Annotated in this window: 8 protein-coding genes; 5 read left to right on the top strand and 3 right to left on the bottom strand. The window is 64.7% G+C overall.

What is annotated here, in order from left to right:
* Positions 1 to 263, bottom strand: a 263-nt coding sequence (locus H618_RS0118770; RefSeq protein ID WP_028696532.1) for an aromatic-ring-hydroxylating dioxygenase subunit beta, incomplete at its 3' end; no start/stop codon positions are given.
* Positions 263 to 1,546, bottom strand: a complete 1,284-nt coding sequence (locus tag H618_RS0118765) for an aromatic ring-hydroxylating oxygenase subunit alpha (protein ID WP_028696531.1) — start codon at positions 1,544 to 1,546, stop codon at positions 263 to 265. The genes H618_RS0118770 and H618_RS0118765, both read right to left, overlap by 1 nt.
* Before the next feature lie 476 nt (positions 1,547 to 2,022).
* Here H618_RS0118765 and H618_RS0118760 point away from each other — a divergent pair, with 476 nt between their 5' ends.
* Positions 2,023 to 3,222, top strand: a complete 1,200-nt coding sequence (locus H618_RS0118760) for a multidrug effflux MFS transporter (RefSeq protein WP_028696530.1) — start codon at positions 2,023 to 2,025, stop codon at positions 3,220 to 3,222.
* Between the two features lie 3 nt (positions 3,223 to 3,225).
* Here the strand turns inward: H618_RS0118760 and H618_RS0118755 are convergent, their stop codons facing one another.
* Positions 3,226 to 4,152 carry a LysR family transcriptional regulator gene (locus tag H618_RS0118755; RefSeq protein WP_028696529.1) on the bottom strand — a complete coding sequence of 309 codons (927 nt, stop codon included), beginning with the start codon at positions 4,150 to 4,152 and terminating at the stop codon, positions 3,226 to 3,228.
* 570 nt (positions 4,153 to 4,722) lie between these two features.
* Here H618_RS0118755 and iacA point away from each other — a divergent pair.
* The 4 genes from iacA to H618_RS0118735 form a co-directional block, all read left to right on the top strand.
* Positions 4,723 to 5,892, top strand: coding sequence for an indole-3-acetate monooxygenase (gene iacA, locus H618_RS0118750; protein WP_028696528.1), 1,170 nt, complete (start codon positions 4,723 to 4,725; stop codon positions 5,890 to 5,892).
* A gap of 17 nt (positions 5,893 to 5,909) precedes the next feature.
* On the top strand, positions 5,910 to 6,272 hold the full coding sequence (locus tag H618_RS0118745; protein WP_028696527.1) for a hypothetical protein: 363 nt from the start codon (positions 5,910 to 5,912) through the stop codon (positions 6,270 to 6,272).
* Positions 6,273 to 6,337: 65 nt separating this feature from the next.
* Positions 6,338 to 7,621 carry an aromatic ring-hydroxylating oxygenase subunit alpha gene (locus tag H618_RS0118740; RefSeq protein ID WP_028696526.1) on the top strand — a complete coding sequence of 428 codons (1,284 nt, stop codon included), beginning with the start codon at positions 6,338 to 6,340 and terminating at the stop codon, positions 7,619 to 7,621.
* The coding region (locus H618_RS0118735; RefSeq protein ID WP_028696525.1) for an aromatic-ring-hydroxylating dioxygenase subunit beta at positions 7,621 to 7,898 on the top strand (278 nt) is incomplete at its 3' end. The genes H618_RS0118740 and H618_RS0118735, both read left to right, overlap by 1 nt.

Here is a 7,898-nt window from a genome sequence, read left to right as displayed (position 1 = left end):
AGCGTGCGCACGGTGCGCGGCTGCGGGCTGGTGGAAATCGACTCGCCGCCGATCAGCCGCTGCACGCGCAGCTCGCGCATGTGGTGGTCGTCGTAGGCGTAGTTGAGGGTGTTCTCGTAGTCGGTTTCTTTGGGGTTGATGGGGATGATGTACGTCCCTTTCTCGGCCCACAGGTTCAGCCATTGGGTGTATTCACCGTGGTCGAGCATGTCGCCTTCCTGCCAGATGAAGGCGGTCACTTCGTTGAGCAGTTGCAGGTTCATCATTGCGCCTCCACCGACATCATCTTCTTCCACTGCTGGTACGCCGCGCGCATGCCGGTTTCGGCACTCACATCCGAAATGCGTCCATCGGCGCTGTCACGCTCACCGGGCAGGCCGCGGTTGAGCATGATCCACAGCTCGTCACCGGCACTGGCGCCTTTCTGCACCCGTTCCCAGGCTTCGGAGTCGTCCGGGGTGCCGAATCCCATCGGGCCCTGGAAGTGTTCGTGCAAACGCAGGCGGTAGCGGTTGGCCGCCGCCGGGCCGCCGTCCATGGTGATCACCGAGTGGTGGATTTCCGTTTCGGTCACCGACAGCGGTTGCAGCACGCGGAAGAACGCCATCGAGCAGGCGACGTTGGGGAACAGGTTGAGGTTGAAACCGGTACCGCCGACCGCGCGGACGATGCGCCGGACTTGCTGCTCGTCGATGCCTTCTTCGCGCAGCTCGCCGGCCAGCGCTTCGAAGCGCTCCGGGATCGGCTTGTCGAGGTCGGCTTCCAGGTCCACCAGGTCGGGAATCATCACCATCACGCTGTGGCCATTACCCAGGTCTTCGACGTAGCCCGGGCCTTTGACGAAGTCGAACAGCGCCAGGGTCTGTTCATCGACCGATGACAGAAAACTCTTGTGCACCAGCGGGAAGTGATAGGCGTCGGTGGTGTTTTCCAGCTGGATCTTCCAGTTGCCGGGGAAGCGGAAGCGGTGCTCGCCCGGCACCTTGATGCCGTAGCCGGCGCCCTGTTTCATGAACAGGTCCATCCATTTTTTCGCCGGGCCGAGGAAGTCCACCAGCGGCTCGATGTCGTCCTTGAAGGTGGCGAAGATCATCCCGGCGTAGGACTCCACGCGCAGGCTGACCAGCGGCAGCTCGGATTTATCCAGGCAGTCGCCATAGCTTTCCGGGTGCGGAATGCCGCGCAGCGAACCATCGAGGGCATAGCCCCAACCGTGGTAGGGGCAGACGAAGCTGTTGGTCTTGCCCTTCTTGTGCTCGCACACCGTAGCGCCGCGGTGGCGGCAGCGGTTGAGCAGCACGTGCACGTCTTTCTTGCGGTCGCGCACGACGATCACCGGCTGCTTGCCGATGTAGGTGGTCTTGTAGCTGCCGGAGTCAGGGATTTCGCTTTCGTGGGCGACCCAGATCCAGGTGCTGGAGAAGATCTTTTCCAGCTCGGCGTCGAACAGCGCCGGGTCGGTGTAGAGGGAGGTGTGCACGCGGTCGGCCTGCACCAGATCGGCGGGATCGACGGACAGATTGACGGCGGGAATCAGGTGGTTCATCGGGCACCTCTGCAGGTTCACGTAGGTGAGTCGTCCAGCGGCGTTCCGCCGCCTCTGGGAGCGGCTGGAGCAGGGGCTGGCGGGTGTTGGCGGAATGGGCTAGTCGAGCTGCGGCAATGACCGCACGAGGCGCGGTCTGCGAACGGACGGGGGCTGCGAAGCGGGGAGTGTGCGCACGGTCATGGCAAGGCCTCTTTTGTTTTTTTGCGCCCCGGTGAGCCGGTGGCTTTATGAGCTACACGCTAAAACGCCGGGCAAGGTCACTCAATGACAGCGCCGGGCAAGTATGTTGCGTTTTGTGCAACGTGCAGTGGGCTTTGGAGGGGGCTGGGCGAGCGGATGGTCCAGCGCTGCGGTTCATTCGCGAACGATCCAGCTTATTAATTGACATTTCACGTAATATTTCTCACTCTTCAAGCCTTGCCCACCCCCGGCCAGGCGCCTTGTCGTGGCTGGCCTCAACCTGTGAAGCGCCCATGTCCCGAACCCCTGTCGGCACCGTCCTGCTGCTGGCCTCGTTGACCGCCATCGTGCCGCTGTCGATCGACATCAACCTGCCGGCCATGCCGGCCATCGCCGCCGACCTGCAGGCCAGCAGCAGTAGCGTGCAATCCACCGTCGGCACCTTTTTGCTGGGCCTGTGCCTGGGCATGCTCTGCTACGGCCCGCTGGCCGACCGCTTCGGCAGGCGGCCCTTGCTGCTGGCAGGTGGCGCGGTGTACCTGGCCGCGACCCTGGCGTGCATCTTCGCCAGCGACATCGATCAGCTGGTGCTGGCGCGCTTCTTCCAGGCCCTCGGCGGGGCGGCGGCATCGGTGCTGGGGCGCGCGGTGGTCAGTGACCGCTTCGCCCTCACCGAGGCGGCGCGGGTGCTGACCCTCATGCACCTGGTGACCATGATCGCCACGCTGCTGTCGCCGATCGTCGGCAGTGCGCTGCTGGCCCTGACCGGCTGGCGCAGCATCTTCGTCGCGCTTGGGGTGTTCGTCGCGGTGGTCATGGCCAGCACCGCCTGGCGCTTGCAGGAAAGCCTGCCGCCGAGCCGGCGCAGCGCCTCGCTGGCCTCGGCGTTTCTGGCTTACCTGGGCGTGCTGCGCGCGCCGTTGGCGCTGGCCTACATGGGCTGCATGGGCCTGGCGCTGGGCGGCATGTTCGGCTTCATGACCGGCTCGCCATTCGTCTATGCCGAACACTTTGGCCTGTCGCCCGGGCAGTACGCCTGGCTGATGGCGCTGAACTTCGTCTCGATCATCGGCCTGACCCTGATCAATGCGCGCCTGGTCAGGCGCCATGGGCCGCAGCGGATGATCGGCATCGGCGTGCTGCTGACCTTGCTCGCCTGCGCCGGGCTGTTGCACGCCGCGCTGGCCGAATCGGTCGGCCTGGTGCAACTGGTGCTGTGCGTGATGCTGTACATCGGCGCCACCGGCTTGCTCGGCGCCAACAGCATCGCTTGCCTGATGGCGCTGTTCCCCAATCGTTCGGGGGCGGCGGCGGGGCTGGCGATTTCCGCGCAGTTCGCCTTGGCTTCGCTGTGCAGTGGCATCACCGCACGGGTGGTGGGCAACGACCCGGGCCGCCTGGCGCTGGTGATGGTCTGTGCCGGGGTCGGCAGCGCTGCCTGCTATGGCCTGGTGCTGGCCTGGCGGCGACGGGCCAGGCCGGTCAGTCACTGACGTTCACAGGGCCAGGCGCATGGCCTTGGCCATCTCCTGGGCCAGGGCGCGGTCGAGCGCTTCCAGCACGCGCCCGCGGCGGGCGACGATCTGAATATCGGTGGCCTGCATGGCCGGGCAGTCGATGGCGATGGCGCGCAGCGTGCCGCCCTTGAGTTCGTCGCTGATCGGCAGCTCGGCCAGCAGCGTGGCGCCCAGCCCTGAGCGTACGTAGTCGAGCAGCACCACCAGGGAATTGGACGTCAGGCTCGGGGTGATCTCGAAATCGCGCCCACGGCAGGCGCCGTCGACCAGCTCACGCACACGAAAGCGCGGGCCGGGCAGGGCCAGCGAGGTCTGCGCCAGCTCTTCGAGGGTGACCATGCTGCGCGCGGCCAACGGATGGCTGCGGTGCACGATCAGGCGCAGCGGTTGCGCCAGGCTGAACAACCGCGTCAGCCGTCCGGTCGCGCTGGGCGAGAAGACCACGCCCAGGTGCGCCTCGTCGGCCGAGACCATGCGCTGCACCTCGAGCGAGGGCGCGCTGATGATCTCGGCCTGGTGCGCGCCGTGCTCGCGCAGAAACGCCTGCAGGGAATGAATCGCCCGCGCCCCGAGCAAACCCTCACCAATGGCCATGACCGTGGTCGCAGCCTGCTGGCTGCGCAGGCTGTCGAGGGTCTCCAGCAGTGCGGTGTGTTCGTGCAGGCGCCGCGCGTAATAGGCCACTGCCGCCTGGCCGGCGGCGGTCAGGCGAATGCGGTGGGTGCCTTGCTCGACCAGGGCGATGTCCAGTTCCTGCTCGAGGCGGGCGATCTGCCGGCTCACCGATGAGGTGGCCACGCCGAGCATTTCCGCAGCCGCACGCATCGAGCCGTGTTCGTGGCTCAGGTGCAGGTAGTGCAGGCGGTGGTCCTGCAAGGTGATGGGGCGGTGAGCAGGGGTAGCCATACAAGACCTCGTGCGCGGCGCTGTGGAATCGGCGGTCCCTGCCACTGACAGCGCCGCAAGGGGCCTGCCAACAATCCCTATCACGTGAAAAATCCATTAGTCGCCGGAGTATGTCGCGCTTTCCAAGGCGCGACAATGGGCGCTCGCAACCCTGTGCGTGAGTCGCGCGCAGCGTTTTTTTTGAAAATATTTTGATATTGAACGAGGGTTTTTTTAGAGCGTTTTGCTGGGTAAAAGTAGCCTTTTCAGGCTCTAAATATCGACCTAAAACCTTTTAAAACAATGATATAGATCAATTTTTGGCAAGGCTTCTTGGTGTTTTCGATCCAGGCGAACACGCCGATATACACGTGAACATTCAATTGACAATTCACGTAAATGCTCGCACATTCCAACCATCGGCAACCAAAACAAGAGAGACAGACCATGCCGCCTGACCTTGCTCACCTCCCTGGTGGCGGGTGCCCGTACTCGGGCCGCCACGCCTTGCCACAGCGAACGCCACGCCCCTAGGCCATTCGCTTTGCACCTCTGCCCTGATGCCTACCGTCCTTGATACGGAGAAACTCCATGGATTCGCATTGCCTGCGCGCAGCCTCCAGTGCTGCGCTCGCCTCCGGCCCGGCCTTCGACACGCTGCTCGACACCCTGCGCCAGCGTGCTCGCAGCGGTGAGTTCGACCGCCAGCGGCATATCTCGGCTGACGTGATCGACGCCTTCAAGGCCCACGGCGTGTACCGCGCCCTGGTGCCGAAACGCTTTGGTGGGCTGGAGTGCTCGCCCGGCGAGTTCTGCCAGATGGTCGAGCGGGTGTCCCATGCCGATGGCTCTGCCGGCTGGGTGGCAAGCTTCGGCATGAGCCCGGTGTACCTGGCCGCACTGCCGCTCGAGACCATCACCGCGCTGTATGGCGCCAACCCCGACACGGTGTTCGCCGGTGGCATCTTCCCGCCGCAACCGGCCGAGGTAGTGGCCGGTGGCTTCAAGGTCAATGGCCGCTGGAAATACTCCAGTGGCTCGATGGGCGCCGACATCGTCGGTGTCGGCATCGCCCCGCGCAACGGCGACAAGCTCGACCTGCCGCGCCTGGCGGTGCTGCCTCAGCGCAGCGCGCGCATCGAGGCGACCTGGGACACCGTCGGCCTGCTCGGCACCGGTAGCCACGACCTGGTGGTCGAGAACGTGGTGGTCGGCGAGGAGTGGACCTTCGTGCGGGGCGGCAAGCCCAACCTCGACGAGCCGTTCTTCCGTTACCCGTCGCTGTCGTTCGCCACCCAGGTGCTGTCGGTGGTGGGCCTGGGTGTGGCCCGCGCCGCGCTGGACGAGCTGGCCGGCATGGCCAGCGGGCGGATTTCAGTGACCGGCGCCCCGGCACTGGCCGAGCGGCCCCTGGCCCAGGTCGACGTGGCCCGCGCCGAAGCCGCATTGCGCTCGGCACGGGCGTTCTTCTACGAATCCATCGACGCTGCCTGGCAGCACGTGCTGGCGGGTGATCCGGTGCCGCCCGAGGCGGTCAACCTGCTGCGCCTGTCCTCGACCCACGCCACCCGGGTGGCGGCCGAGGTCGCGCGCAGTGCACAGATGCTCTCGGGCATGACCGGCATCTACAACGACAGTCCGCTGGCGCGCTGCGTCAACGATGCCCAGGTGGTCACCCAGCACGCCTTCATGGGCGATGTCACTTACCAGAACGCCGGAGCGATGTTCTTCGGCAAAGCGCCTCTTCCAGGCTATCTGTAACTTTCGGGGTATTACTCATGAGCGATAAAAAGACCTTGCGCGTGCTGTTCTGCATGGGCATCAACCAGAACTTCTTCGATGCCGCGCGCGATGAACAGCTGCAAGTGTGGGCCGCCTTTAGCGCGATGTGGAACGGCATCCATGACCTGGCCGGGGTCAAGGTGCTGGGCAACATGGACGACGACCAGAGCATGGTCGGCCCCTCCGATGGCTTCCCCTGGACCACCTACCTGCTGGCCGATGTGCCCGATGTCGAGACCGTCCACGCCGCCTGCAACCTGATGCGCACCACGGCAGTGGGCGAGGGGCCGTACAAGCTGTGGCGCTACGTGAAGATCGAGGCGCGCATGGGCCGCGAACTGATCATCCAGCGCAGCTGAGCCGCGCTGCCCTCGCCATCGATTGCCGATCACTGCCAGCCTGCGTAGCTGGCAAGGAGCACCCCGTGAGTAACCTGATTCCTGCCATCAACCTGGCTGTCGACCCCGCCGATCTGGTGCAGGCCGACCGCGTGCACACCTCCCTCTACACCGACCCGGCGCTGTTCGACGCCGAGCTGGAAAAGATCTTCTCCAGCACCTGGATCTGGGTCGCCCACGAAAGCGAAATCCCCGACTCCGGCAGCTACAAGACCACCTACATCGGCAAGCAGCCGGTGATCGTCGTGCGTGACCGCAAGAAAGACGTCCACGTACTGCTCAACCGCTGCCGCCACCGCGGCGCTACCGTGTGCGAGCACAAGAAGGGCAAGACCAACAGCTTCGTCTGCCCCTACCACGGCTGGGGCTATGCCCTCGATGGTTCGCTGCGCGGCATTCCGCACCCGGAAAGCTATGGCGACTGCCTCGACAAGTCCGAGCTGCCACTGGTCAGCCTGCGGGTCGAGTCCTATGCCGGGATGATTTTCGCCACCTTCAAGGACGACATCGAGCCACTGGTGGACTTCCTCGGCCCAGCGAAAAAATGGATGGACCTGTTCATGAAGCAGGGCGCCGGCTACGGCATCAAGGTGCCGGGCGAGCACCGCTTCCGCTTCCCCGGCAACTGGAAGATCCAGCTGGAAAACACCACCGACGCCTACCACTTCCCGCTGGTGCACAAGAGTTTTCTGTCATCGGTGGATGAACAGACCCTGGCGCTGTTCGACTTCGTCAAAGGCCCGGGCTACGTCGAAGACCTGGGTAATGGCCACAGCGTGATGGTGATGATTCCCGACCTGGTGGACCTTGAGGCCGACCTCGACAAGCCGATCCCGGAGCGTTTCGAAGCGCTGGCCGGCGAGCTGCGCGAAGAAGGCATCGACGAGCAGCAAGTTCGGCGCATCGTCCGCGCGGTCGGCGGCACCGGTTTCAACCTCAACCTGTTCCCCAACGTCGCCTGCTCGATGGCGTTCTTCCGCGTGCTGCAACCGCTGTCGGTGACCGAAACGGAAATCCACCACTCGGTGATCACCATGGACGGCGGCCCGGCGGCGGCCAACCGCTACCGCCTGCGTTTGCACGAACACTTCCAGGGCCCGATGGGCTTTGGTACCCCGGACGATTCCGAAGCCTGGGAACGGGTGCAGAAAGGCGCCAGTGCCGGTGACGAGCTGTGGATCATGCTCAACCGCGGCCTGCCCGGTGAGCGTGACAGCGCCGATGGACGCATTTCGGATGTGAGTGCCGAAACCGGCATGCGCGCGGCGTACCAGCAGTGGAAGAAGATGATGTCGGTGGAGGCGCAATGATGAACCTGCAACTGCTCAACGAAGTGACCGCCTTCATCTGGCAGGAAGGCGACATGCTCGACCACGGTGAATACACCCAATGGCTGAACCTGTGGGCCGAGAAAGGGACGTACATCATCCCCATCAACCCCAAGGAAACCGACTACGAGAACACCCTCAACTACGCCTACGACGACCACCACATGCGCGAGCTGCGCGTGCAGCGGCTGATCGGCGGCGAGTCGATTTCCACCAGCCCGCAGCCGCGCACCGTGCGCACGCTATCGCGCTTTCGCAT

It is taken from the genome of Pseudomonas cremoricolorata DSM 17059 = NBRC 16634 (assembly GCF_000425745.1).
Lineage (GTDB): Bacteria > Pseudomonadota > Gammaproteobacteria > Pseudomonadales > Pseudomonadaceae > Aquipseudomonas > Aquipseudomonas cremoricolorata.
Note: the sequence above shows the minus strand (reverse complement) of the source record. Positions and strands in the feature narration are given on the sequence as shown.

Excerpts from the sequence above, each read along its gene's own strand:
- H618_RS0118765 (WP_028696531.1), bottom strand. The coding sequence starts at position 1,546 with ATGAACCACCTGATTCCCGCCGTCAATCTGTCCGTCGATCCCGCCGAT.
- H618_RS0118760 (WP_028696530.1), top strand. The coding sequence starts at position 2,023 with ATGTCCCGAACCCCTGTCGGCACCGTCCTGCTGCTGGCCTCGTTGACC.
- iacA (WP_028696528.1), top strand. The coding sequence starts at position 4,723 with ATGGATTCGCATTGCCTGCGCGCAGCCTCCAGTGCTGCGCTCGCCTCC.
- H618_RS0118745 (WP_028696527.1), top strand. The coding sequence starts at position 5,910 with ATGAGCGATAAAAAGACCTTGCGCGTGCTGTTCTGCATGGGCATCAAC.
- H618_RS0118755 (WP_028696529.1), bottom strand. The coding sequence starts at position 4,152 with ATGGCTACCCCTGCTCACCGCCCCATCACCTTGCAGGACCACCGCCTG.